Genomic DNA, 25,703 nt, shown 5'->3' on the forward strand with positions numbered 1-25,703 from the left:
CGCGCGACCGCAGCCCGCCGCCGCGCTGGCCACGCCGGTCAACGCGCTGGAGGCCTGGCAGGACGCGGACGCCCGCTGGCGGACGCACATCAACCAGGCACTCGCAGGCGCCTACCAGCAGCTCTGGAACCGGCTTGATGCGCTGGCGTATCTCGCTGCACCCGATTGGGAGACCGTGCCGCGCTGGCGCGCCGAACAGGAAGCGGCGCTGGCCCGAACGCCGCGCCGGCCCGGAGCAGGAACCGCCATGGACGCCGCCGCCATCGCCCGCTTCTGCGCCCATTACGAGCGGCTGACCCGCTGGATGCTGACCAGTCTGCCGGCCAGCGCCGATCTCACGCTCCGGCTGGATGACGCGCGGCGGGTGAGGTCGGTGACCCGGCGGTGACCCGGCGGGTCTAGAGCGCTTGCACTTCGACCGTGCGGAACTTCACGGTGCCAGCACCATATTGCAGGGTGATGCGGCCCCTGGCGTGGGCGGCATCCTGCACATTGTCGACCGTGCGCCGACCATTCAGGGTAACGGACAGGCGGTCGCCCTTCGCCGTGATCTCCATCAGGTTCCAGCGCCCGCCGGCCTTCGGCATGTCGACGACCTTGGCCACGCCCACGATTGCGCCCGTGGCATAGGTCGGGTCCGGGCGCCGGTCGAAGATGTTCACTTCATAACTGTTGGTCGGCGTGACATCGGCCGGGTTGGTGCAGCGGATGAAGATGCCGCTGTTGGCGTCCTCGCTCACCCAGAATTCGGCTCTGAGCGCGAAATCGCCAAACTCGGCGTCCGACACCAGGTAGGAGATCGGGCCTTCGCTGCACGCCAGGATGCCATCAGCGATGGTCCATTTCGCTTCGCCCAGCCGCGTCCAGCCCTTCAGGCTGCGGCCATCCCACAGTTTCTGCCAGCCGGTGGCGGCCCGCGCCGCCGGCGGCAGCATCGCCGCCAGCCCGGCCAACCCGCCCAGTTGCAAGACCTGGCGCCTGTGCATGTCGTCTGCCCCCTCTCTGCCCCGAGGCGCAGGAGTGCATTTGATGCTCCCCAGCGTCAAGCCGGCGTGCCGGGTCTTGCCAAACGCCGCCTTTTGCGGCCCCAAGTCTTTCTCGCTTGGGGGATCATACCGCGCCGCCTACACCGAAGCGACAAGGGCAGATTGAGGGGGAGATCGAGATGAGCACTCAGGGCTTTTCAACGCTGGCCATCCACGCCGGGGCCGCGCCCGATCCGGTCACCGGCAGCCGGGTGACCCCGATCCACCAGACGGCGAGCTTCGTGTTCAACGATGCCGATCATGCCGCGCGGCTGTTCGCCCTGCAAGAATTCGGCAACATCTACACCCGCCTCACCAACCCCACCACCGGCGTGCTGGAAAACCGCGTGGCGGCGCTGGAAGGCGGTGTCGCGGCCGTGGCCACGGCATCGGGCCACAGCGCCCAGCACCTGGTGTTCCACTGCCTGATGGAACCGGGCGCCGAATTCGCCGCCGCCCGCCAGCTCTATGGCGGCAGCATCAACCAGTTCGCTCACAGCTGGAAGAAATATGACTGGCGGGTGAAGTGGTTCGACATCGATGATCCCGACAGCCTGAAGGCGGCGGTGAACGCGAACACCAAGCTGGTGTTTGCCGAAAGCATCGCCAACCCCGGCGGCCTCGTCACCGATCTGGCCGCCGTGGCCGAGGTGGCCCATGCCAATGGCGCGCCCTTCGTGGTCGACAACACCATGGCCTCCCCCTTTCTGTGCCGGCCGATCGAGCATGGCGCCGACATCATCGTGCACAGCGCCACCAAGTTCCTGGGCGGGCACGGCAATTCGCTGGGCGGCGTGATCGTGGACGGCGGCCGCTTCGACTGGGGCGCCAACGCCGCCAAGTTCCCCACCCTTACCGAGCCGCTGTCCTTCTACAACGGCCTCGACATCCACGATGTGTTCGGTGCCATCGATCTGGGCGGCGGCCCGGTCAACATCAGCCTGGCGATAGCCCTGCGCGCCTTTGCCCTGCGCGACATCGGCCCGGCGCTGTCGCCCTTCAACGCCTTTCTGATCCTCACGGGGATCGAGACGCTGCCGCTCAGGATGGCCCGCCATGTCGAGAATGCCCAGGCGGTGGCCAAATGGCTGGAAAGCCACCCAAAGGTAGCCTGGGTCAGCCATGCCGATCTGCCCGGCCATCGCCACCACGATCGCGCCAGGCGCTACCTGCCCAAGGGCGCGGGCAGTGTCTTCACCTTCGGGCTGAAGGGCGGATACGAGGCGGCGGCCAAGGTGGCCGGCGGGCTGAAGCTCTTCTCCCTGCTCGCAAACATCGGCGACACCCGCAGCCTGGTCATCCATTCGGCCTCCACAACCCACCGCCAGCTTTCGGACGAGCAGAAGATTGCCGCCGGCGCCCTGCCCGAAGCCGTCCGCCTGTCGATCGGCATCGAGGACGTGGCCGACATCATCGCCGACCTGGAGCAGGCGCTGGCAGCGGTGTGACGGGCTGCGTCAAAAACCCTCTTCCCTCCGCCGGCAAAGGCGGCTGAACTCGGTGGCGTGACCTTGGGGGGCAGAAGATGACGCGATGGCTGATCGGAACGGCGCTGGCCATTTTGGCTGGCACCGCGCAGGCGCAAACGGACGCGGCCTACCTGCCGCTCAACATCGATGCCGCGAAGAACCGCGTGCTGCTCACCGTGCCGGCACTGGACACCGACATCCTCTATTATGTCAGCCTCGCCTCGGGCGGCGGCTCGGTGGAACTGCCGCTCGATCGCGGCACCATGGACCAGGCCGTCATTCGCTTCCGCAGAGCCGGCAGCCGCATCCTGGTGGAGGAACAGAATCTCGCCTTCCGCAGCCTCACCGGCGATGCCGCGCACAAGGCGGGCGTGGCCGACAGTTTCCCGACCACAGTGATCGCCAGCCTGCCCATCGAGCAGGAGGTGGGCGGGCGCATCACCGTTGATGCCACCGCGCTCATCCTGCGCGACGCCGCCGGGGTGGAGGCCATCCTGCGCCGCCAGAACCAGGGCGCTTACCGCTTCGATGCCGGCCGCTCGGCGCTCAACCCGGCGCGCAGCAAGGCCTTTCCCTTGAACACCGAGGTCGAGCTGTTCGCCACCTACAGTGCCGACAATCCGGGCGCGCTGGTGCGCGGCGTGACGCCGTCGGCGGAACAGGTGACGATGCGGGTGCACCACAGCTTCCTGAAGGCGCCGGCGCCGGGCTACACGCCCCGCGTTGCCGATCCGCGCATCGGCGTGTCCGCCATCCGCTTCAAGGATTTTAGCCAGAACGTTGCCAACGGCATCGACACCGAGTGGGTGACCCGCTGGCGGCTGGAAAAGAAGGACCCGAACGCCGCCCTGTCGGAACCGGTGACGCCGATCACCGTCTATTTCGACCTGGCCATCCCGGCGCCTATCCGCCACGCCATGAAGCAGGGCCTGTTGTGGTGGAACAAGGCCTATGAGGCGGCCGGCTTCAAGAATGCCCTGGTGGCGAAGGACGCGCCGGCGGACATGGACCCGCAGGACATCCGCTACAATTTCATGCAGTGGATCAACCGCGACGAGCGCGGCTTCTCCAGCGGCGGCGCCTATCGCGACCCGCGCACCGGCGAGATATTGGGCGCCAAGGTGCGCATGGATTCGCACCGCATCCGCACCATCGCCAATTACTGGGATGCCTATGCCGGCGCCCTGCCCGGCGACGGCAGCGGCGTGACGGTAGCCGATCCGGCGCTGGTGACCGGCGATTTCGGCACCATGCCAAAAGGCCAGCGCGACATGGTGTTGCTGCGCCAGGCGCTGCTGACCGCGCACGAGTTCGGCCATGCGCTGGGCTTCGGGCACAATTTTGCCTCCAGCCTCAACAACCGCGCCTCGGTGATGGAATATCCCACCCCGCGCGTGAAGGTGAAGGGTGGCCGCATCGACCTGTCGGAAAGCTTCCAGACCGCCATCGGCGCCTATGACACGATGATGGTCCGCTATGCCTACACGCCGCTTGCAGACGAAAAGGCCGGGCTGGACGCGATCATTGCCGACATGCGCCGCCAGGGCCTGATCTATGTGCCCGACACCGATCCGCGCTGGACCTGGTATGACGACCGCGCAACGCCGGCCGAAGGCCTCTCCGAAGCGCTGGCCGCCCGGCGCCTCCTGATCGCCACCTATGGGGCAGACAGCGCCCTGCTGCCCGGCGAGCCGGTGGGCGAGCTCCGGAACCTCAGGCTGTGGATGGTCTATCTCCACCACCGCTACCAGGTGGAATCGGCGGTGAAATATATCGGCGGGCTCTACACCGACATCAAGGTGAAGGGCGAGCCCGGCCCCGCCACCAGCCCGATCCCGGCAAAGCTGCAGCGCGACACGCTGGGCCTGCTGCTGCAGTCGCTGAGCCCGGCCGAACTTGCCCTGCCCGAGAAGCTGCTGGCCGATCTCACCCCCGATCCCGGCCGCAACCTGGAAGACCTGTCGGATGACCCGGTGTTCGATCCGCTGCGCGCCGCGCGCATTGCCGCCGCGCTGGTGGTGGAGCCGCTGCTGGCGCCCGACCGCGCGACGCGCTTGGTGGCACTGGAGGCGCGCGGGATCGACGGCGTCACCCTGCCCCAGCTGGTCGACGCGCTGATGGCGGCCAGCTGGAACGCCCCGGCGCCGCGCAGCGCCCGCGATGCCGCGCTGCTGCGCGTGGTGCAGAAGAGCGTGCTCGACGGGCTGATGATCCTCGGCGCGTCGGCCAGCACGGCGCCCGAAGCGCGGGCGTTGGCATTGCAGACGCTGGCTGACCTGGCCAGGGCCCTGCCCACAAGGGCCGGCGACACCCTGGGCGCGGCGTTCAACCGGCAGACGGCGGCCGACATCAGCGCCTATCTGGCTGATCCAGCGGCCAAGGCGCCCAAGGCGGTCAGCCTGCCCTGGGGCGCGGGCCCACGCAGCCGCTTCCCGCAGCCGCCCGGACCGCCACTATGAGCCCACCGCTGCAGGGCGGGGGCGCCGCATGAGCTGGCAAATGGCGTGAGCGTGGAAGCGTTGGCATTGACTTCAGCGCTGGCGACGATCGCGGCGGCTGCCAGTGCGACCGCGACTGTGGATCGGGATGCCCAATGGCAAGTAGAATGGCGCAATGGGCAGGCCGTTGCCGTTTTCTACTCTTGGGATCACAGCCTCGCGGTCTTCACCGTGGGCTGTGACAGGAAGGCCGGGAATCTGATCGTCCGCTATAATCTGGCTGCGGCCGGCTACCCGGTGAAGGGCGCGCCGCGAATGTACATCGGTAACTTTGCTATGCCGACACGGCGAATGGGCGGCTATCTGGAAGGACGAGTCAATCGGGCATCGGGGATATGGAAACTCCTGGTCGGCCAGGACGAACTGGAGATCACAGCCCGCAACGAAATGGGTGAGCCTTGGTACGTCGGCCGCGCCGCCCCACTGCGAACGTTGGCAGCAACCTGCCGCTGAAGCGCCCTTCGCAAGGCGGGGCGTTCGGTCGCGATTGGAAGGCGGGCAACGGCAACGAGCGGCGAACGGGCAGACATTGCGTTCCGTGATGATCTGATACACCCTTTCACCAGCAACGATCAGGGGGGGGGGGACGGTCGATGAGCTATCAGGGTGCGTGTTTCTGTGGCGCGGTGACGATCACGGCGAGCGGCGAGCCGGAAGGCATGGGCTATTGCCACTGCAGCTCGTGCCGGTCCTGGTCGGGCGGGCCGGTCAACGCCTTCACCTTGTGGAAGCCCGAAGCGGTGCAGGTCACCGGGGGTGCCGACGTGCTCGCCACCTTCATCAAGAACCCGATGAGCGAGCGCAAGTTCTGCGCCAAGTGCGGCGGCCACGTGATGACCAATCACCCCGGCCTCGGCCTGGTCGACGTGTTTGCCTCGACGATCCCCGGCCTTGCCTTCGCGCCCGGCGTGCACATCAACTATGCCGAAACGGTGCTGCCGATGAAGGATGGCCTGCCCAAGCTGAAGGACTTCCCGGCGGAGTTCGGCGGTTCGGGGGAAGCAGTGCCGGAATAGGCGGATCGGGCCACCGCGCTGCAGCAGCAGGTGAGCGATGTTCGGGCTGTTCCGCAGGAAGCCGAAGCCGGAAACCCTGCCGGAGAAGTTCGCGCGGCTGTTTGTGGTCCACGCGGAGCTGGCGGCCTCGACGCGGGCGCTGATCGCGGAACTGGCGCGCCAGGACCAGCCGACGCTGCTGATCGCCAATCACAGCCATCTGGTGAACGATCTGAGCATGATTGCCGTGATGCGCTGGCGGCAGGGCGAGGATCCGCGCGCCGCCATCGCCGAAGCCCATGCCGCCTATTGTGACCTCATCGCCTGCCGCAACGCGGTCGATCCCGGCCACGCCCTGCCGATGGACCAGATTGCCGGCATCACCGATTGGGACATGGTCTACGCGCTGTTCTGGCTGGCCGGGACGCCGGAGCCGGTGGTGATGCACTTCCCCCGCCTCGTGGAGGAACGCTATTTTGCCTACAGCCACGTCCTGCTCTTGCGCATGACCGGGGCCGGGGTGCCGCCGGCCCTTGCGGCAGCGGTGGCGCGGTTCCTGGCCGGCGGACAAGGCCTGGTGGACCGCGATTTTGCCGCGAAGCAGGCATTGCTCGATGGCGCGCCCGATGCAGCGGCGCTGATGGCGGCCATTGCGGGCAATTGGCCGAAGCGACGGACAAACGGCTTCTTTCGCACCTCGGCTCCAATGCTGGCCGGGCATGATGCGTCGAACGATCTGTCGGTCGACGGGCAACTGGCCTGCATCGCGCGGGCGTTGGGCCTGGCTGCCCCGCCCCCACACGTGTGGCGCTGGTGAACGAAAAAAGGGCCGGCACCTCGCGGCACCGGCCCCTTTCAGGCATCGCAAGGGTGGCTCATTTCACCTTGGCGAAATCCTCGTAGTTGATGCCCAGCTGTTCCAGATAGGTCTTGTGCTTGGCCGGGTCGTAATAGAATTTTTCCTGCTGCGGGCGCATCTTGGCCATGATGTCGGTGTTCAGGTGGATGGCCGGCTTATCCTCGGGCGTCAGTAGCGGGTCGTACTTGTCGGACTTGAACTGCACGTCCTGCTGATAGGCCTTGGCATCGGCGATGATCTTGGGCGTGGTCGCCAGATCGAGGATGGTCATCGCCACCGCCTTTGCACCGGCGATCACGCCCTTGTGGGCGATCGGCGTCGCCATGGCGATCGCCGACTGGCGGTTGTGGCCGATGGCGTTGGGGATGTTGGACGGATAGCGGATGGTGACGGTGGGCACCGTCCACATGATGTCACCGATATCATCCGAGCCGCCGCCCATCGAGACACCGCGCGAATCCGGCGTGGACAGGGGGGCGAGCGTGGTGGCCAGCGGCTCCACCTTCACGCCGTTGGCCTGCTGCATCGCCTTGGCAAAGCCCTGGTCCGCCGCGCTCCAGGTCGGCAGGCCAACGGCCTTGATGTTGGCATAGAGCGCTTCGGCCAGCGGCTTGTTGCCATAGTTGGGCGCGGCATAGCCCAGCGTGCGCTGGGTCACCGTGGTGTCGGTGGCCATGGCGGCGGCCGCAGCGATGCGGTTGCCGGTTTCATACAGCTCGCGGATCTTCTTGAAGCTGCCTTCGCGGAAATAATACCAGACGCTGGCCTTTTCCGGGACGATGTTGGGCTGGCCGCCGCCTTCGGTGATGACATAGTGGCTGCGCTGGGTGACCGGCAGATGCTCACGCCGGAAGTTCCAGGCAATGTCCATGATCTCGACCGCATCGAGCGCCGAGCGGCCGTCCCACGGCTGGCCGGCAGAGTGGGCGGTCTTGCCCTTGAACGTGTACTCCACGCTCACCATGCCGTTGTTGCCGGCCGGGCCCCAGCTGACACCGAAATCGCGGCCAACGTGGGCGAAGATCGAGGCGTCGACGTCCTTGAACATGCCAGCGCGCACATAATAGGCCTTGGTGGCCAGCAGCTCCTCGGCCACGCCGGGCCACAGCATCAGGGTGCCCTTGATGCCGTTCTTTTCCATCACCTGCTTGGCGGCGAGCGCGGCGACGATCATCATCGGCATGCCGCTGTTGTGGCCTTCGCCGTGGCCGGGGCCGCCTTCCACCATCGGCTTCATCTGCACGACGCCGGGATATTGCGACAGGCCGAGCAGGCCATCGATGTCGCTGCCCAGGGCAATCTTGGGGCCGGGGCCGTTGGACCAGGTGGCGGTGAAGGCAGTGGGGATGCCCGCCGACCCGCGCTCCACCTTGAAGCCATTCTTTTCAAGGATGCCGGTCAGATACTCGCTGGTCTTGTGCTCCTGGAACCCGGGTTCGGCAAAGCTGAACACCATGTCCACCATTTCCTGGGCCAGCTTGGCCTGCGCGTCGACCAGTGTCGCGGCATCCTTCTTCTGGGCCGGGGTGGCAGCCAGCCCCGGCGCGGCCAGCATGGTCGCCGCCAGCAGGCCGGCCAGCAGGTTCTTCGTCGTCATCATCTCGATCCCCCAATGATCCATGTACGCGATCAATATTCGAAGCGCACGCCCATGCGATACACGCGGCCCAGCACATCATACAGACCGCGGTTGGTCTGCGGATAGGCCGGCGTGTTGTTGCCGGTGGGGCCGTTGCCGACCAGCACCGGATCGCTGTTCAAGAGGTTCCGGACATAGAGGAACACGTCAAGCTTGGAGTTGCCGATGGTCAGTTTCTTGGTGACCGAGGCATCCACATACCACTGGCCAGAGATGCGGTTGTTGTTGATGGTGCGGTTGGCCGGCGTGGAGGCTGGGCAGCCGCTGGTGCATTCGAAGAAGTTGTTGTTGTAGACACCGTCCGAGAAGCCGCGGCCGGTCAGATTGAACGACCAGTCACTCACCTCATAGTTGGCGGTCAGGCGATAGTTCCACGACGGCACGCCATCGCCCTGGTTCTTGCCGGCAATGTCTTCTGCCACGTCGATACCGTTGTCGAAGATATTATCGATATAGTGGCTGGCCAGTGCGCGCAGGGTGGCACGGCCACCGCCCAGGTTGAAGCGATAGCTGGCCTCGATGTCGATCCCGCGTACCTTCACGTTGGCGAAGTTGAACGGCACCAGCCGGATGCCGGTGATGTCGCTGGCTGTGCTGACCGGGCCGTTGAAGGTGATGAAGGGGCAAATGTCCTCGCGGTTCTGCTCGAGGCACAGGGTGGTGATGGTCTGCGCCGTGATGGTGCCGATGGCGCCGGCGAGGTTGATGTCGAAATAGTCGACCGAAGCGGCAAAGCCCGGCAGGAAACTGGGCGTGAAGACGCCCCCGACGCCCCAGGTGGCGGCCACTTCCGGTGTCAGCGCCAGGTTGCCGGTGGTCTGTTCGGTGAACTCGTCGGCGCGCTGGCCGCCGCCGGGCAACGGCACGTTCACCGTGTTGGTGCGGGCGGTGCCGGGCGCGAACAGTTCGTTGAGGTTGGGCGCGCGGATGTCGCGGCTGCGCACCACGCGGAACTTGATGTCCGGGATCGGCTGCCAGGTGGCGCCCAGCTTCCAGGTCGTCACCCCGCCCGAAGTCGAATATTCGGTGCGGCGGATGGCGCCGTTGAAATCAAGTCCCTTGGCCAGCGGCACCACGGTTTCGCCGAACACTTCCCAGACGGTGAACGAACCCTTGGTGACGAGATAGTTGCCGTACAGCCACCCCGAATTGAACTGCGGATCGACAAAGCCGCTCACGCGTTCACGCCGCCATTCGCCGCCGGTGGCGAACGACACAGGGCCGGCCCAGGTTTCGAACAGGTCGTTGGTGGAGAAGCTCAGCGCCGCCACGTCTTGGCGCAGCGTCTGCAGACGCTGCGGCTGGGCGCCGTTGTTGAACACATAATCAATGGCCGCTTGCGTGACGCCGCCGACACCGATGCGATTGAGCGGCACGCAGCCATTGGTCGGGCTGGTGAGCGTGGAACGGCAGACGATGGTGCCGGCCGCGATGCCGGCAGCGTTCCCGGCGGGCGCGAACACCGCGTCCTGCGCCAGCGCCAGCAGGCTGTTGCGCCAGGTGTTGGTGAGGGTTTCCCGGGTGTTGGCGATGCCGACCTGGTAATAGCCGGTGTATTTCCAGCTGCCCTTGCCCAGTTCGAATTCGCCATCGGCGCCGGCGACGAAGCGATAGACCTCGCGCTTGTTGTCCGAGCCCGCAGCCGGGAAGCCGGCATTGCTGGTGCCGATTTCCACCGCGACCGCGGTCGGGTTGGCCGCCAACGCGGCATTGCGAATGCTAGCCGGCAGATAGGCGTTGTCGAGCCGGATCTGCACGCCCACCGACGGCGTCTGCTGGTAGAAGCTCTGGCCCTGGTAAGCCGAATAGCTGTACTGCACGAAGGGCGTGAAGGCCGGGCTGAACTCATAGGAGAGGCGGCCAAAGATGTTGCCGCGCTCTTCGTTGGGCGCCAGGCTGTTCGTGCTCCAGTGTCCTTCGCGGCTGATCAGATAGTCGCCGCCGATCATCCACTGGCCGCGCCGCGGACCATAGGTGAACTGGTTGATCGTGGGCGTGCCGTTCACGATGTTGCCGAAATAGCGGCCGGTCACACCGGCAGCACTGGTCACCCGGTCGAGCGCGGTGCCGGCGTCCGGGCCGTCGGGCAGCAGGACCGCGTTGATGATACCGCCGGGCGTGAATTCATAGGTGCCGATGCCCGAACCTACGAAGCGTTCCGGCTGGCCGTTGCCCGCGGCGAAGGCCGGGTTGTCGATCTGGAAGAAGCCGGACTGCTGCCAAGGGCGATCATAGGTGTCGACGCCCTTCTGGGTGAAATAGTCGCCAGCCAGGAGCAGCTTGCCGCGGCCACCGCCGAAATCGAAGCCGCTGGTGATGCGGAACGTGTGGTTGGGCACATCGCCATAATCGGTGATGCCGAATTCATACTCGGCGCGCAGGCCCTTGAAGTCGCGGTTGAGCGAGAAGTTGACGACCCCGGCCACGGCGTCCGAGCCATAAGCGGAGCTGGCGCCGCCGGTGACGACCTCGACGCCCTTGATCAGGCCCTGCGGCACCGTCTGCGTGTCGACGAAGCCGACCGGCGTGGAGGCGACCGAGCGCTGGCCATCGATCAGCACCAGCGTGCGCGCCGCACCCAGCGAGCGCAGGTTGACGGTGGCAAGACCGGCCTGGCCGTTGGACAGCGAGCCCGAGTTGGTGGACGAGGTCAGCGAGCCGCGCACGGAGGGCAGCGTGTTGACGAAATCGCCGATGTTGGCCTGGGGTTCGGCCTTCAGTTCGGCCTCGCCGATCACCGAGACGGGAATCGGCGAATCATAGCCGGTGCGGCTGATGCGTGAGCCGGTGACGGTGATGACGCTGGTGTCTTCCTCGGCGGCCGGCTCCGCGGCGACCTGCGCCTCCTGGGCGGCGGCCGGCAGTGCAGCGGCGAGCACCAGCACCGGCAGGGCAGCGCCCAGCAGCAGATGGCGACGCACAAGGTTGCTGTTCACAGTCATTGGCTTAACCCCCATTTGGCCGGTCAGCGGGCGCAACCGGCAGCGTCCTGAACCCTATCCCGCCTGTCTTCCCCCCACACGGCCAGGCAGGCGGACCCGGGCCGTGGGCAGGCCCGCTGACGGCACGGTTGCGATGCCGCGCAAGGGCATCGCCATCCGAAATCTCGCATGGCCTGATCATGGCACTTGCATGACAGGCGGCGCGCGCGCGTTACGTCTTTTGGCGTAGAAGCGTCAGATCGGCAGGCAGTGTTGCCTTTTCGTCAACGCCCCGGCAGGGGCACGGTCTTGGGCGGATCGCCGGCCGCAAACACCAATGTGCGGGTTTCGCCGCCACGCCGCACGTTCACCTGCGTGGTGTGATCGGACCAGGTGGCACCGAACAGCGCGCCGGCGATGGTCAGGCTGTCCGGGCGTCCCGCCAGCGTGCCGGCATAGCGCATGATCACTGTGTCCCCGGCCAGGGTCTGCCCGACGAACTGCAAGGGCACGCCGCGCACCGCAAAGGCGCGGCCCAGATAGGCGACGAGGGCTCCCACCGCGGCCGGGTCATCAAGGCTAGGCTGCGCGTCCGGCGCGAGGTTGACCAGGGTCGGCTCGACATCATGGGCGGCCATGCGGTGCGTCACCGCCACGGCGCCGGTGGCGGCGTCGATCTCCACCACCGACAGCGTGGCATGGCCGCGATGCGCCGCCGCCGGGCCGGCCAGAAGCGCGAACAGCAGCGCCAGCAGGCCAGCCGCTATGTTCACGACCGGCCTCACTTCTGGTCCTTCTTCTCGTCCTTCTTGATCGGCCGGGTCTTCAGGCTGTCCGGCGTCACTTCGAGGTCGCTGTCGGCCATGCGGTTGTCGCCCTCACGCTCGTCGCGCACCTTCAGCACGGCCGGCGTGATGCGGCGCGGATAGGCGTTGTTGTTGCGATCGGCATCGGCGGTTTCCCACAGCGGATCGACTTCGGCAGCGGTCAGCGTCTTGGGCGTCACATACTGCCAGGTGATCGCCTTGCTGTTGCGCCGCCACACCTCGGCCGGGATGCGCACCGTTTCGGTCGAGCCGTCGGCGAAATCCAGCTTGAGGATGATCGGCATGACGAGGCCGCCGACATTCCTGAAGCTGAAATGATAGAAATGGTCCTTGAATGCCAGGGCGGCAGCCTCTTCGGGCTCCAGCTTCTCCTGCAGCTTCTTGTATTCGCGGCGGTCCTCGGCGGTCACCGTGAAGCGGTCGGTTTCATCATAGAAGTCGCGGGTGGCGGGATCGCGCTCCACCACGGTCGGCTCGCGGTTGCGCGCCACGGTCAGCGAGCCCGGCTCGGCCTTGGAGCGTTCCTTGCTCCAGGCCTTCTCGATCTCCGGGTTGCGGGTGTCGACACGGGCTTCGATCACCTTGTCGAGGCTGATGTCGACATGGTCGGTCGAATAGAACCAGCCACGCCAGAACCAGTCGAGATCAACGCCCGAGGCCTCTTCCATGGTGCGGAAGAAGTCATAGGGCGTCGGCCGCTTGAAGCGCCAGCGCCGGGCATATTCCTTGAAGGCGAAATCGAACAGCTCGCGTCCCAGGATGGTCTCGCGCAGGATCACCATCGCGGTCGCCGGCTTGGCATAGCCATTGTTGCCAAACTGCAGCAGGCTGTCGCTGTGGGTCATCAGCGGCACCTGGTCCTGGCTGACCATATATTCGACGATGTCCTTGGGCTCGCCGCGGCGCGCCGGGAAATTCTTGTCCCACTGCCGCTCGGCCTCGAACTGCAGGAAGGTGTTCAGCCCCTCGTCCATCCAGGTCCACTGGCGCTCGTCGCTGTTGACGATCATCGGGAACCAGCTGTGGCCGACTTCGTGGATGACAACACCGATCAGGCCATATTTGGCGCGCTCGGTATAGGTGAGCTGGCCGGTCTTCTTGTCCTTCACCGGGCGCGGGCCGTTGAAGGTCATCATCGGATATTCCATCCCGCCCACCGGGCCGTTGATGCTCTGGGCGGTGGGATAGGGATAGGTGAAGGCAAACTTGCCATAGACGTCGATGGTGTGGGCGATCGACTTGGTGGAATAGGCATCCCACAGCGGCCGCGCTTCCTTGGGGTAGAAGCTCATCGCCATCACCAGCGGCACCGCCGGATCGTCCTGCCGTACGCCCATCGCATCCCAGATGAACTTGCGGCTGGAGGCCCAGGCAAAATCGCGGACATTCTTCGCCGTGAAGCGCCAGGTGCGGGTGCCGCTGGCCTTCCCCTTCTCGGCCGCTTCCGCCTCGGCCGGCGTAACGATGTAGACAGGCTCCTTGGCGGTGCGGGCCTGCGCCAGGCGGGCGCGCTGTGCGGCCGACAGGATCTCGGGGTTGGCCAGCTCGCCGGTGGCCGACACGACATGATCGGCCGGCACGCTGATCGACACGTCATAGTCGCCGAATTCCAGCGTGAACTCGCCGTCGCCGATGAAGGCCTTGTTGTGCCAGCCCTCGTAATCGGAATAGACGGCAGCGCGCGGGAACCACTGGGCGGCAAGGAACAGGCAGTTGCCATCCTGGTCCGGCTTCGTGAAACATTCATAGCCAGAGCGGCCGCCGATCACCCGCGTCTCGATCAGCGGGAAGCTGAAGGCGATCTTCACCACCGTGCTGGCGCCGCTGGCCAGCGGCGCGGCAAGGTCGATGCGCAGCAGGCTGTCGACCACGGTGAACTTCAGCGGCCGGCCGGCGCCGTCGGTGACGGTGAGGCCGGAAAAGCCGCCCTCCCACTCCTTCATGCGCATGGCGCGGCGAACCTGCGTCATGCCGATCTCGCCGCCAGCGCTCACCGTCTCGCCCAGCTCGCCGATGCTGTTGCGCTTCTGGTTGTTCTGGTCGAGCAGCAGCCACAGATATTTCAGGCTGTCGGGGCTGTTGTTGTGATAGGTCAGCGTCTGGTTGCCGCTGATGCTGCGCGCGGCTTCATCGAGCCGGGCGGTGATGCGGTAATCCACCTTCTGCTGCCAATAGCGATGGCCCGGCGCGCCGGCGGCGTTGCGATAATCGGTAGGCGTCGGCCAGTCCTCGCCCTCCAGCTGGCGGAACTTGTCGACGAAATCGCCCTTGGTCTGCTCGATGGGGCCGGCGTGCGCCGCAACCGCCATCACCGCTGCCATCATCATGCCGGCAATCCGGCCGAACCCTGCTGAACGCACCTTGTGCTGCCCCTCTTGTCGTGTCAGCCCGGCCAAGCCGGAACGCTGCGCCCTTGCATGGGTTGAGCCGGCTTGGCAAGCCGCACATCAGGCCCCGCCAATCGCGTCTTGCCAGCCGCTGCGGAAGCGCCTGATATGCGCGCTGAAAGGACCTGCCATGACGTCTGTTCGCCGCATCCTCCTGATGGCCGCCCTGCTCGCCGCGCCAGCCACGGCCGAGCCACTGCCACCGGAACTGGCCACCCGCATCGACGAGATGATGCAAGACCAGGCCAGCATCAACAACTGGCCCGGCATTGCCTGGGGCATCGTGAAGCGTGGTGAGGGGCTGGTGCACGCCGGCCACAGCGGCATCGCCGACGTGGCCAGCGACCGCAAGGTGGCGGCCGACACGCGCTTTCGCATTGCCAGCATGACCAAGGCCTTCACCGCGCTGACCATCCATGAGCTGGCGGCCGAGGGAAATATCCGGCTGGATGATCCGGTCGTGAAATATGTGCCCGAGATGGCCGGCTGGGGCGATGCGCTGACCATCACCGATCTCGTTCACCACATGGCCGGCTTCGTCACCGATGACCCCTGGGGGGACCGGCAGACGCCGCTGCCCGAGGCCGAGTTCACAGCCTTCCTGAAGGCCGGCGTGCCCTTCACCCGCGCGCCCGGCCTTACCCACGAATATTCCAACCTGGGCTATGCCATCCTGGGTCGTATCATCCGCAACGTGACGGGCCAGCCGTTCGAGGCCGAGATCGCCCGCCGGCGCTTTCAACCGCTGGGCATGGGCGCCACCACGTTCAACCTTGCCGACGTGCCGCAGGGCCAGCTTGCCACTGGCTGGCGCTGGGAGGACCAGCAGTGGAAGCGTGAACCCGACATGGGCCCCGGCACCTTCGGGGCAATGGGCGGCGTGATCACCACCGTGCCCGATTATGCGCGCTGGATCGATCATCTGCTGTCGGCCTGGCCGGCGGCCGCGCCGGGTACGGCAGAACCGAAGTCGCGCGCCACGGTGCGCAGCCTGGCGCGCGGCGAAGGCTCCCCGCGCCGCATCAACCGGCCCGGCAATGCCAATGTGCCCACCTGCATGGTGGCGGTTGTCTATGGCGGGGGCTTGCGTGTCGGCGATGATTGCCAGTTGGGCCGCGTCGCCTTCCACGGCGGCGGCTATCCCGGCTATGGCAGCCACATGGTGTTCGCGCCCGACAGCGGCTGGGGCGTGTTCGTGTTTGCCAACCACACCTATGCCAACACCACGGGCGTCGCCTGGGCGGCGCTGACCGCCATCAAGGAGGCCGGGCTGATGAAGGCCGACATCGTGCCGCTCTCCCCGGCACTGGCGAGGCTGGTCGATCCGATGCACCGCATCTTCACCAGCGGCGACGTGAACAGCGCCTCGGCCAATCTGGCCGTCAATTTCCTGATGGACCGTGATGCCGCCCACCGAACGGCCGACATTGCTGCCATCAAGGCGAAGTCCGGCCCCTGCCCCAACCCGCCCGGTGTGCGGGCGTTGGGCGCGCTGGAGGGCGAGTATCTTTGGCACTGCAAGGGCGGGACGCTGATCGCCCACGCCCTGCTGGCACCCACGCCCACCCCGCAGATCCAGGCGCTGGATTGGGACTTCAAGCCCGACAGGCGCTGACGGCTTTTCACCCGCGGCGGCGCTTGCCGGCGGGCCTGGTTGCAGTTGATACTGGCCACTTCAGGGGGAGCAGATCACATGCGCGTTTGGGAATGCACCGTCGCACTGGCACTGCTGGCAATGGCGCCGGCCGGTGCCGCCCAGGCGCAGGCCTTCGGTGACGGCGAGATCCTGTGGGACCGTTATGGCGTGCCGCACATCTATGCCAAGACGGAAGCCGGCGCCTTCTATGGCTTCGGTTGGGCGCAGGCTCACAGCCACGGCAACGTCCTGTTGAAGATGTATGGCGAAAGCCGGGCGCGTGGGGCGGAATATTGGGGCCCGGAAGGCGAGGCTCTGGATCGCTGGCTGATCGCCAACGACGTGCCAGACCGCGCCAGGGCCTGGTACAAGGCGCAAACTCCGCAGATGCGGCAGAATCTGGATGCGTTCGCGGCCGGGGTGAATGCCTATGCCGCCGCCCACCCCGATGCCATCGCGCCTGAAATGGCCCGTGTGCTGCCGCTGTCGGGCGTGGACATCATTGGCCATGCCCACCGGCTGATGAACTATAACTATATCGCGTCCGAAAGCCGCGTGATGGCCAGTGCCACCGGCGCCGGCGAGGGCGACTTCCAGTTGCCGGCACAAGTCGCCGGCGGGCCGGTGCTGCCGCCCGAAGGCAGTGACGGCTCCAACGCCTGGGCGGTGATGCCCAGGCGCACGGTGGCTGGCAAGACCCTGCTGCTGGCCAATCCGCACCTGCCGTGGGCGCCGTCGATGCTCACCTATTACGAGGCGCAGATCACCGCGCCGGGCTACAGCGTCTATGGCGGCACGCAGGTCGGGCTGCCGGTGGTGCGCTTTGCCTTCAACGACAATCTGGGCTTCACCAACACGGTGAACACCATCCAGGGCTTCACCAGCTACCAGCTCAGCCTCGACGGCAAGGGCTATCGCTTTGACGGCAAGGTGCGGCCGTTCCGCAGCGTCCAGAAGCAATACAAGGTGAGGCAGAGCGATGGCAGCCTGAAGACGATCCGCTTCACGCAGCGCAGCAGCGTGCATGGCCCGGTGTTTGATCTGCCGAATGGCAAGGGCAGCATCGCACTCAAGGTGGCCGGGCTCGATCGGCCCGGCGTGCTGCAGCAGTATCTCGACATGGGCAAGGCCCAGAACTGGCAGCAGTTCGAGGCGGCCCTGAAAACGCTGCAGGTGCCCACCTTCAACATCATCTATGCCGATCGCGAGGGACATGTCCTTTACCTGGACAACGGCATCCTGCCCAAGCACAGGAGCGGCGGCGATTACCGGCGCTGGAGCGGCCCTGTGCCCGGCGACACCTCGGAAACGCTGTGGACCGAGGTGCACCCTTACGAGGATCTGCCCAAGGTGTTCGATCCACCGGGCGGCTTCGTGCAGAACGCCAATGACGGCCCTTGGGTGTCCACCTGGCCCCGGACGCTCGACCCGGCGAAATATCCCGCTTACGTCGTCGACCAGTCGGGCATGAGCCTGCGCGCCCAGATGTCGGTGAAGCTGCTGGCCGGTGACGACAAGCTGAGCTGGAGCGATTTCATCAATCGCAAGGTGACGACCAGTGCGCTGATGGCGCTGCGCATCATTCCGCCCCTGATCGATGCCATTGGCAACAATCCCGATCCCGATCTGCAGACGGCAAGGCGCCTGCTCGCCGGCTGGGACGGCCGGTATGAGGCGGACAGCCGGGCGGCGCTGTTGTTCGAGACCTGGGCCAAGCTGTTTGCCGGCAACGGACTGGCCGGCACCGAAAATTATGCGACGCCCTGGTCTCTGGAGGATGCCATCGACACCCCGCGCGGCCTGAAGGATCCGGCGCGGGCCGTCGCCATGCTGAAGCAGGCGGTGGCGCAGACGGCGAAGCTTTATGGCGCGGTTGACCGGCCGTTCGGCGAGGTGTCGCGACTGAAGGTGGCCGATGCCAACCTGCCGGGCCATGGTGGGCTGGGCAATCTCGGCATCTTCCGGGTGATGACGTGGAGCCCGCTGAAGGACGGCCAGCGCCAGCCGGTACACGGCGAGACCTGGGTGAGCATGGTGGAGTTCGGCACGCCGATGAAGGCGGTGGGCGTGATGAGCTATGGCAACGCCAGCCAGCCGGGCTCGAAGCACCGCGACGACCAGCTGCCGCTGGTGCAGGCCAAGCAGTTCCGCACCCTGTGGCGCAGCCGTGCCGAGGTGGAGGCCAATCTGGAAGAAAAGGTGAGCTTCTGATGGCGCGCGCCACCGCCCTCCCGTTTTTGGCCGCCCTCCTGGTTGGCGCGACGCCGGCCCCACAGCAGCAGCCCTTGGCCTTCACCAGCCTGCAGGAGGCGGAGTTTGCCGTGCCCGGCTCGCTGTCCAACGCGTGGGGCGATTATGATGGCGATGGCGATTCCGATCTGGCGGTGTCCATCAAGGGCATCGGAGTCAGGCTCTACCGCAACGAGGGCGGCCGGCTGGTCAATGCCGGGGCGGCGCTGGGCCTGCCGGCCAGTGATGGCGGCGAATATCGCGGGCTGAGCTGGGCCGATGTCGATGGCGACGGCCGGCTTGACCTCTATGCCGGCTCGGCGGCGGCGGACAAGCCGAGCCGGCTGTTCATGGGCACCGGCACGGGCTTTGTTGACCGAACGGCAGACTGGGGCTTGGCATTGCCGGGCCGCTCCTCCCGCCAGAACAGCCTGGTGGACTGGGACAATGATGGCCGGCCTGACCTGTTTGCCACCGATCGCTTTGGCCGCAACCGCCTGTTCCGCAACAGCGGCAGCCGCTTCGAACAGGTCGCCGCGCAGGACCCGATCAGCTCGGCCCAGTCGACCGTGGGCGCCTGCTGGCTGGACTTTGACCGGGATGGCGATCTTGACCTGTTCCTCGCCAACCAGATCGGCAAGCAGGACCAGTTGTGGCGCAACGACGGCGGTGGCCAGTTCGTCAATGTCGCCCCGGCGCTTGGCATCCATTCCCCCGGCCGCAAGCCGACCGAGGGCGGCGTCGGCTGCGCCGTGGCCGACGTGAACAACGACGGCCTGCTGGACATCTTCGTGCCCAACTATGGCCGCAACGCCCTTTGGCTGGCAGCGCCGGGCGGGCGCTTCGTGGCGGCCGCGGCCAGCTGGGGCGTGGACGAGGACAACCATGCCGTGGGTGCCGCCGTTGGCGACTATGATCATGATGGCAATGTCGACATCTCCCTGATGTCCTACCGTGGCGATCCGCCGAACCAGGTGCCGGACAACCGGCTCTTCCAGGGGCTGGGCAATCGCTTCGCGAACGTGCTGCCGGCCAGTGGACCGCTCGATCGCGGCGATCATGGCACGGCCTTCGTCGATATCGATGGCGACGGCGATCTCGATCTGTCGATCACCAAGGGCTACAACACCACCGGCGGGCATTTCCTGTTCCGCAACGATCTGCCGGCGGCAAGGGCGCGGCAGTCCGTGAAGATATTGGTGCTCGATGCCAGCGGCCATGTCACCCAGGCTGGCGCCGAGGTGCGGGTGTTGAGGCGCGGCCGGTTGATCGGCATGGGCCAGGTGCCGGCCGGTGGCGGCTATGGCACGCAGCACGCGCTGCCCGTGCACGTGGCGACGCCAGGCGTGGCGAGAGTCGACGTGGAGGTGACCTTCATGAGCGCCAACGGCCGCAAGCTGCAGCGGGTGACGGGGGTGGACGTGCGGAAACTGGCCGGCGGTGTGCTGACCGTGCGGCGCGCAGTCTAACAGCCTATGCGTCGCTGGCAGTGAGCCGCCGGCTGAACTGGCGCCGCGCCAGCATTTCCTCGAGAATGCGTCCAAGCACATAAAGGAAAGCGAAGATGCCGGTGAACACGTACGCCGGCTTGGCCGAGGGCGGCTCCTTCTTCTTCTTCTCGCGCTCCGCCTTCATCTCCTTGGCGGTCTTGGGTGCCGGCGCGCCGAGGAAGGCATCGACCGGGTGCAGCACCGGGTCCTTCATCTCCGGCTTCTTCTTTTCGGGCTTCTTCGCCGTCTTCTCCTCGGCCTCCGCCTTGGCCTTCTGGTAATTGGCCGCGGCCAGCCCGATCTGCCCAAAGGCGAAGAACATGAAGGGCGCCAGGAAACAGGCCAGCAGGAAGCGGCTGCTCATGTCATAGCGCAGCACCGGGCTGCCGCCACCATCGTCAACGCTCAGCACGCCGGCATCGAACACGGCCAGCTTGTCCTGCGCCGGCGGGTCCTTCTTGATGAACGCCAGCGTGCTGGCCGATGTCTGGATGCTGGTGCCAGGCTCGTCGAACAGCGGCGCCAGACGCTCGATGGCCGTGTCCGGCGATTGCCCGGCCGGCAAGGCGAGTTGCCCGCGCACGCGCCAGATCCAGTCGACACTGCGGATGAACGACGGGGTCGGGCTGGCCGCCGGCGCCACAACGTCGCTGACCGCGGCCTGCGGCGGGGCGCTGCTCACTCTGCAGCCACCGGGGCGTTCCGGCCCAGGCGCGCCCGCGCGGTTTTCCAACCTTCGGTGAACGGGTGCAGCATCTGTTCGCGGATCGACATGCGGCGCCCGCCATCCTGGCCCAGCACCTCGGCCTCGCCGTCGACGCAGGTGCCGAAGATGCGATCGATGAAGATGTAGAGGCCGGAGAAGTTGCTGCGCGTCGCTTCGAAATCCTGGCTGTGATGGACGCTGTGATGCTCCGTGGTGTTGAACAGGAAGCGCCACCAGCCCGGCGTGTTGAAGCGGACATTGAGGTGCATGTAGACGCCGATGCCCAGCCGCAGCGCACCGGCCAGCAGGAAGGCGCGCGGCAGGAAATCGAAGAAGCCGCCGATGCCCAGCCCGATCAGGAACAGCTCGACCGGGTTGCCGACCGCGCCCTTGTTGATGTTGAACTGGGTGATGTAGTGGTGCACCGAATGGGGCAGCCAAAGCGGGTACCAGTTGTGCATCCCGCGATGCATCCAGTACTGGCCGAAATCGAAGATGAAGGTGATCAGGAAGGCCTGCAGCAGAAGTGGCAGGCCAGTGAACCAGGCCAGCTTGTCCCAATCAAAGCTGCTGCGGATGGCTTCGACCATGACATCGCTGCCAACGAAGCTGTCGACCGTTTCGAGGATCGTATAGCCCAGCCCGACATAGAAGAGATCGGTGGCCAGTTCCTTCCAGGTGATGTGCCAGCTCTGGTGGCGGGGGAAGAACCACTCAAGTCCGAACAGCAGTGCCCGGAAGGCAATGCCGATCCAGATCCCCACCGAGGGCTTCACCCAGTCATTGGGGGCATAATACCAGAAGGCGATCAACGAGAAGAGCATGAAGGGCTGGAACCAGGTGAAGACGAACTGCTTCACCGGCCCGCCTTCGACCCTCGGCACATTCTCCCAGCCTACGGTGACCGGGGCTTCAGCCCCGATGATCCGTTTGCCGACCAGAACACCGCTCATCTGAGTCCCCACCCTTTCACGATCTTCAATAGCCGAGTTCCGCAGCCCGTGCCATGCGACAACAGGGCTGCGGCCCGGCCTGGCGCCAGATCAGAAGTTGTAGCGCCCTTCGATGCCGATCACCCGCGGGGTCAGCACGCTGCGCGCATAGTAACGCGAGATCACACCGCTATTGACGAAACCAAAGCGGCTGAGATCGTTGCTGACGCCGGTGACGGCGTACTTGTTGAAGATGTTGTTGGCGAACAGCGACAGCTCGTACTTGTCGGTGCGATAGGTGATCGAGGCGCGGTTGGTGAGATAGCCCGGCAGCTTCTCGCCAAAGCCGCGGCCACCGACACGGGTGAGGATGTCGCCCGTGTAGGTCGCGGTCCAGTTCAGGATGGTCTCGTTGTCGCCAGTCGGGATGGTGTAGGTGGCGGCCAGCGAGCCCGTGTGCTGGGCCGAACCGGGCAGCCGGTCACCGGCGAACACGTCTTCCTCGCTGAACTTCGGCCGGAAGCTGCCGATCTTGCTGTTGCGGATCTGCAGCAGGTCCGGCACGTCCGAGGTCAGCTTGGCGTCGAGGTACGAATAGTTGCCGCGCAGCGAGAACTGGTCGGTCACCTGGGCGTTGAACGAGAAGTCGAAACCACGGTTGCGCGCCGTGCCGCCGTTGGTGGTGATCCCGATGCCGCCATTCAGCGTGGTGCCAGCAAGCTGGATGCCATCCCAGTTGACCTGGAACACCGACAGGTTGAGGTTCAGGCGATTGTCGAACAGGCCGGCGCGGATGCCGAGTTCAAGATTCTTGGTCTTGTCGGGACCGAAGAACAGTTCGTCGGGCAAGGCGCAGATGTTCTGCTGGTTCGGGTTCAGCGGCAGCACGCAGGGCGCCGCCCCGGTGTTGGCACCACCGATGCGATAGCCGGTGCTGTAGGTGACATAGATCAGCGCATCCGGCGCGATCTTGTAGGAGGTGTTGGCCTTCCACACGACACCGTTGGCCTTGGCGGCGCCCGAGCTCGAGGGAATGTCCAGATCGTCCTGGATCGGGCCATCCAGGTACGGCAAGGTGGAGCCGCCAAAGCGGGACAGGTTGTAGTCGTAATAGCGAATGCCGCCGGTGACCTGCCATTCAGGCGTCACCTTCCAGGTCAGTTCGCCGAACACTGCCTTTTCCTTGGTGAGGCTGCGCCCGAACGAGGCATATTCATTGTCATCCGCATTGGGGATGACCTCGAAGGCGATGCCCGTCGGCGAGGCCGCGAAGCCCGGAATGAACTCCCGGTATGAGTTCGAGGTGCGGAACTCGTTGTAGAAGGCGCCGAGCACCCAGCTGAACGGACCGCCATGGGTGGAGACGAGGCGCAGTTCCTGGTTGAACTGCTTGCCCACCGCCCGTTGCCGGGTGAAGCCGGTGAAGGCCGGGAAATTCTCGTAGCCATAGTCAAGGTCGAGCAGAAGGTCGGTGACGTCGACCGAGCTCAGGTTCTTTGTGAAGGTACCGGCCGTCGCCGAGACCAGCTGCGCGATGTCACCCAGCTGCGCCTCGACTTCGAGGCTGACGAGGTGCGAGCGGCGGGTGGCCGGTTCCGCCACGCGCCACGGACCTTCGTAGCGGTCCTCACCCAGCACGCCGCCGCCATTGGCCTGGCGGCCGGCGGTGCGGGTTTCCTGGTAGACATAGCTCAGGTAGGCGTTGAAGCCATCGAGCGTCAGGCCCAGCTGGTTGCGGGTGGTGAACGTCTTGCCATAGTTGACGTCTTCCAGCCGGTTGAAGTTGGCATCCTGCTGCGCTTGCGTGCCCAGCGGATTGCTGGCCGGGCCCGGCTGCGGCAGCGAAACGCCGATCGTCTTGACCGCGAAGGGATAGTCGATGAAGCCGGGATCGAAGAAATAGCCGGTCGAGCTGCGGAAAGCGAGCATGTCCTTGACGATCGGCACGTTGATCGCGGCATCGACGACATAGCCGACGTCCTTGCCCTTCGCGATGTCGAAGGCGCGGCCGTGGACATAGCCGGAGAAGCCGCTGGCATCCGGACGATTGGGGATGTAGCGGATCGCGCCGGCCAGCGTGCCGAGACCATAGAGCGTGCCCTGCGGCCCGAGCAGCACTTCAACGCGCTGCATGTCGATCAGCTTGAAGTCGAGATAGAGCGGGACTTCGCCGAGATAGGTGCCGATGGCCGTGTTGGCGTTGTCGGCAAAGGTGCTGGTGTCGTCTGCCGACAGGCCGCGCATCACGATGGTGCCGGCGCCGCGCGGGCCGGTGTCGGTGATGGTGACGCCGGGCGTGAAGGCGCCCAGGTCGCGCACGTCGTTCAGGCGCTGCTGGGCGAGCTGTTCGGCGCCCACCGCCGAGATGTTGATCGGCACGTCGGTCAGCTTGGTGGAGCGGCGGGTGGCGGTCACCACCAGCGTTTCATCGGCATCCGCGCCAGCAGCGGCACCTGCGGCAGCAGCATCGGCGCCCGCCAGTTCGGCGGCGCTGGCCATGGACACCGGCAGGCCGGCAAGCATCGTGGCAGCCAGGATACGGCTGCGAAGACCCGTGTTGATCATGAAATTTCGGTCGCCCCCTCGTTTGTGCGGTGCGGCGAGAGAGCATGATTCGGCCGCAGCCGGCCAATGGGCGTTTGACGTAGCAATTGTGTCACAGGCAGCGCATCGTTCAGATGACGATGCCGGCCTGCTCCAGAAAAGCCGCCACCGGCGCCATTGCCTCTTCGTGCTGACGCCAGCGCGCCACCGCATCGCGATAGATCGGCCGGCGCACCTGGGCCGCGCTGGGGGTCGCCACCGCGGCCTTGTTGGTGTGGAAGGCGAGCGCATCATCGGTCCACGACAGGCCACAATGGTCGAAGAGCTGCCGGCTCATGCCCGACTGATCGTCGACCAACGCCTCGTAGGACAGCTGGAGGACCCGGCCGGGTAACAACTCCTCCCACAGCCGCATCAGCCGGTCGAAGCGCACATAGTAGCGCGCGATGTCCATCAGGTCGTGGCTGTAGGCATAGTAGGGTGAGGTGGTGGCGAACAGATTCTTGTAGTTGCTCCAGATCGTGTCCATCGGGTGGCGACGCAGGCAGACGATGCTGGCGTGCGGCAGCGCCCGCGCAATGTGGCCGATGTAGAGGAAATTGGCCGGCAACTTGTCGATGAAGCGGCCATCGGGGCGGCGGCGGTGCTGGCTGGCCCGCGCCATGTAGGCAGCGCCCACGTCATCCGGCGACAACCCGCCCGAGGCAACGATGGTCTCGGGATCGGTCACGAAGCGCGAGCGGGTGCCGGCCAGCAGCTTGACCGCCACCGGCATCGCCTGGAGCTCGCCGGCGCTGTGCACGTGCGGGTGGGAGGACAGGATGCGGTCCACCAGCGTGGTGCCGGTGCGCGGCATGCCGACGACGAAGATCGGCGCCCCCTCTTGCCGGCTGGGGCCGGTGAAATGATCGGGCCGGCGGAAGCTCTCTTCGATGGCGTCGAAGATCGCCGCATCGCGGGCGAAATCATAGCCGATGCGCGCCCGGTGTGCGGCGTTGGCGGCATCAAGATGGGCGCGGGCGCGGTCCGCCTCGCCGATATCCTCATATTCCTTGGCCAGCGCGTAGCGGATGCGCAGTTCATCATCCGGGCCCGGGCGCTGCCGCAGCACCGCCTCCATCCGGTCGATATGGTTCTTCTCGCGGCTGGCGATGGCGAGGCCAGCCAGCGCCAGGTGCACCCGGCCATCGGTTGGCGCCTGTTTCAGCAGGGTCTCGTGATGCTGTGCGGCCTCGGCGACGCGGCCGACAAAGCCCAGCGACATGGCAAGGTTCAGCCGATAGGCCGGGTTGCCGGCATCGCGGGCCACCGCTTCCGAAAAACTGCGCGCGGCCGCCTCGTGATCGCCCAGCCGGGCATGGACATTGCCGATCGTGTCGAAGGTCAGCGCGTCGGCCGGGCCCAGCGCCTCGGCGGCCAGCGCGGCGGCCGCCGCATCGGCATCGCGGCGCAGCAGCAGCAGCAGCCGGGCACGCTGGGCCTGAATTTCGGCCGTTGGCGCCAGGGCGGCGGCGGCCTCGACATGGGCCAGCCCGGCGCTGACCTT

17 protein-coding genes and 1 pseudogene are annotated in these 25,703 nt (G+C 66.2%); 9 read left to right on the forward strand and 9 right to left on the reverse strand.

Annotation, left to right across the window (positions count from 1 at the left end):
- Positions 1–388: pseudogene (locus tag GJV64_RS01245) on the forward strand (kinase); the annotation flags it as partial.
- A 10-nt stretch (positions 389–398) separates the two neighbouring features.
- Here GJV64_RS01245 and GJV64_RS01250 read toward each other — a convergent pair.
- The gene (locus GJV64_RS01250) at positions 399–986 is read right to left on the reverse strand and encodes a 3-keto-disaccharide hydrolase (protein ID WP_164155482.1); all 588 of its coding nucleotides are present in this window, start codon (positions 984–986) and stop codon (positions 399–401) included.
- Positions 987–1,165: 179 nt separating this feature from the next.
- Between GJV64_RS01250 and GJV64_RS01255 the strand changes: the two genes are divergently transcribed.
- The 5 genes from GJV64_RS01255 to GJV64_RS01275 all read left to right on the forward strand — a co-directional run bounded on the left by GJV64_RS01255 (position 1,166) and on the right by GJV64_RS01275 (position 6,804).
- Complete coding sequence (locus tag GJV64_RS01255) at positions 1,166–2,473, forward strand: O-acetylhomoserine aminocarboxypropyltransferase (protein ID WP_164155483.1); 1,308 nt, start codon at positions 1,166–1,168, stop codon at positions 2,471–2,473.
- 77 nt (positions 2,474–2,550) lie between these two features.
- Positions 2,551–4,953 (forward strand): zinc-dependent metalloprotease, encoded by a 2,403-nt coding sequence (locus GJV64_RS01260; protein WP_164155484.1) that lies wholly within the window; start codon positions 2,551–2,553, stop codon positions 4,951–4,953.
- Positions 4,954–4,998: 45 nt separating this feature from the next.
- On the forward strand, positions 4,999–5,445 hold the full coding sequence (locus GJV64_RS01265) for a hypothetical protein (protein ID WP_164155485.1): 447 nt from the start codon (positions 4,999–5,001) through the stop codon (positions 5,443–5,445).
- Between the two features lie 140 nt (positions 5,446–5,585).
- Positions 5,586–6,008, forward strand: a complete 423-nt coding sequence (locus tag GJV64_RS01270) for a GFA family protein (RefSeq protein ID WP_164155486.1) — start codon at positions 5,586–5,588, stop codon at positions 6,006–6,008.
- Between the two features lie 37 nt (positions 6,009–6,045).
- Positions 6,046–6,804: a hypothetical protein gene (locus tag GJV64_RS01275; RefSeq protein WP_164155487.1), complete on the forward strand. Its 759-nt coding sequence runs from the start codon at positions 6,046–6,048 to the stop codon at positions 6,802–6,804.
- A gap of 58 nt (positions 6,805–6,862) precedes the next feature.
- Here GJV64_RS01275 and GJV64_RS01280 read toward each other — a convergent pair whose 3' ends face one another.
- From GJV64_RS01280 to GJV64_RS01295, 4 genes are all read right to left on the reverse strand, one after another.
- Positions 6,863–8,467, reverse strand: a complete 1,605-nt coding sequence (locus GJV64_RS01280) for an amidohydrolase (protein ID WP_235927542.1) — start codon at positions 8,465–8,467, stop codon at positions 6,863–6,865.
- A gap of 8 nt (positions 8,468–8,475) precedes the next feature.
- Positions 8,476–11,427, reverse strand: a complete 2,952-nt coding sequence (locus GJV64_RS01285) for a TonB-dependent receptor plug domain-containing protein (protein WP_164155488.1) — start codon at positions 11,425–11,427, stop codon at positions 8,476–8,478.
- 263 nt (positions 11,428–11,690) lie between these two features.
- On the reverse strand, positions 11,691–12,179 hold the full coding sequence (locus GJV64_RS01290; RefSeq protein ID WP_164155489.1) for a DUF6702 family protein: 489 nt from the start codon (positions 12,177–12,179) through the stop codon (positions 11,691–11,693).
- Between the two features lie 8 nt (positions 12,180–12,187).
- Positions 12,188–14,593: a M1 family metallopeptidase gene (locus GJV64_RS01295; RefSeq protein WP_235927543.1), complete on the reverse strand. Its 2,406-nt coding sequence runs from the start codon at positions 14,591–14,593 to the stop codon at positions 12,188–12,190.
- Between the two features lie 157 nt (positions 14,594–14,750).
- Here GJV64_RS01295 and GJV64_RS01300 point away from each other — a divergent pair, with 157 nt between their 5' ends.
- The 3 genes from GJV64_RS01300 (at position 14,751) to GJV64_RS01310 (ending at position 19,954) form a co-directional block, all read left to right on the forward strand.
- On the forward strand, positions 14,751–16,235 hold the full coding sequence (locus tag GJV64_RS01300; RefSeq protein WP_164155490.1) for a serine hydrolase domain-containing protein: 1,485 nt from the start codon (positions 14,751–14,753) through the stop codon (positions 16,233–16,235).
- Between the two features lie 78 nt (positions 16,236–16,313).
- Complete coding sequence (locus tag GJV64_RS01305) at positions 16,314–18,467, forward strand: penicillin acylase family protein (RefSeq protein ID WP_164155491.1); 2,154 nt, start codon at positions 16,314–16,316, stop codon at positions 18,465–18,467.
- 74 nt (positions 18,468–18,541) lie between these two features.
- Positions 18,542–19,954: an FG-GAP repeat domain-containing protein gene (locus tag GJV64_RS01310; RefSeq protein WP_164155492.1), complete on the forward strand. Its 1,413-nt coding sequence runs from the start codon at positions 18,542–18,544 to the stop codon at positions 19,952–19,954.
- A gap of 4 nt (positions 19,955–19,958) precedes the next feature.
- On the opposite strand, the gene GJV64_RS01315 is transcribed toward GJV64_RS01310, so the two are convergent.
- The 4 genes from GJV64_RS01315 to GJV64_RS01330 all read right to left on the reverse strand — a co-directional run.
- Entirely contained in the window at positions 19,959–20,657 is a 699-nt protein-coding gene (locus tag GJV64_RS01315; RefSeq protein ID WP_235927544.1) for a hypothetical protein, read from the reverse strand.
- The gene (locus tag GJV64_RS01320; RefSeq protein ID WP_164155493.1) at positions 20,654–21,634 is read right to left on the reverse strand and encodes a sterol desaturase family protein; all 981 of its coding nucleotides are present in this window, start codon (positions 21,632–21,634) and stop codon (positions 20,654–20,656) included. The genes GJV64_RS01315 and GJV64_RS01320 overlap by 4 nt, the downstream gene beginning before the upstream one ends.
- A 90-nt stretch (positions 21,635–21,724) precedes the next feature.
- Positions 21,725–24,178, reverse strand: coding sequence for a TonB-dependent receptor (locus GJV64_RS01325; protein WP_164155494.1), 2,454 nt, complete (start codon positions 24,176–24,178; stop codon positions 21,725–21,727).
- Between the two features lie 109 nt (positions 24,179–24,287).
- Positions 24,288–25,703, reverse strand: a 1,416-nt coding sequence (locus GJV64_RS01330) for a tetratricopeptide repeat-containing sulfotransferase family protein (protein ID WP_164155495.1), incomplete at its 5' end; no start/stop codon positions are given.

It is taken from the genome of Sandarakinorhabdus rubra, assembly GCF_010994245.1.
Lineage (GTDB): Bacteria > Pseudomonadota > Alphaproteobacteria > Sphingomonadales > Sphingomonadaceae > Sandarakinorhabdus > Sandarakinorhabdus rubra.

Excerpts from the sequence above, each read along its gene's own strand:
- GJV64_RS01250 (WP_164155482.1), bottom strand. The coding sequence starts at position 986 with ATGCACAGGCGCCAGGTCTTGCAACTGGGCGGGTTGGCCGGGCTGGCG.
- GJV64_RS01255 (WP_164155483.1), top strand. The coding sequence starts at position 1,166 with ATGAGCACTCAGGGCTTTTCAACGCTGGCCATCCACGCCGGGGCCGCG.
- GJV64_RS01260 (WP_164155484.1), top strand. The coding sequence starts at position 2,551 with ATGACGCGATGGCTGATCGGAACGGCGCTGGCCATTTTGGCTGGCACC.
- GJV64_RS01270 (WP_164155486.1), top strand. The coding sequence starts at position 5,586 with ATGAGCTATCAGGGTGCGTGTTTCTGTGGCGCGGTGACGATCACGGCG.
- GJV64_RS01275 (WP_164155487.1), top strand. The coding sequence starts at position 6,046 with ATGTTCGGGCTGTTCCGCAGGAAGCCGAAGCCGGAAACCCTGCCGGAG.
- GJV64_RS01280 (WP_235927542.1), bottom strand. The coding sequence starts at position 8,467 with ATGGATCATTGGGGGATCGAGATGATGACGACGAAGAACCTGCTGGCC.
- GJV64_RS01285 (WP_164155488.1), bottom strand. The coding sequence starts at position 11,427 with ATGACTGTGAACAGCAACCTTGTGCGTCGCCATCTGCTGCTGGGCGCT.
- GJV64_RS01300 (WP_164155490.1), top strand. The coding sequence starts at position 14,751 with ATGACGTCTGTTCGCCGCATCCTCCTGATGGCCGCCCTGCTCGCCGCG.
- GJV64_RS01305 (WP_164155491.1), top strand. The coding sequence starts at position 16,314 with ATGCGCGTTTGGGAATGCACCGTCGCACTGGCACTGCTGGCAATGGCG.
- GJV64_RS01320 (WP_164155493.1), bottom strand. The coding sequence starts at position 21,634 with ATGAGCGGTGTTCTGGTCGGCAAACGGATCATCGGGGCTGAAGCCCCG.
- GJV64_RS01325 (WP_164155494.1), bottom strand. The coding sequence starts at position 24,178 with ATGATCAACACGGGTCTTCGCAGCCGTATCCTGGCTGCCACGATGCTT.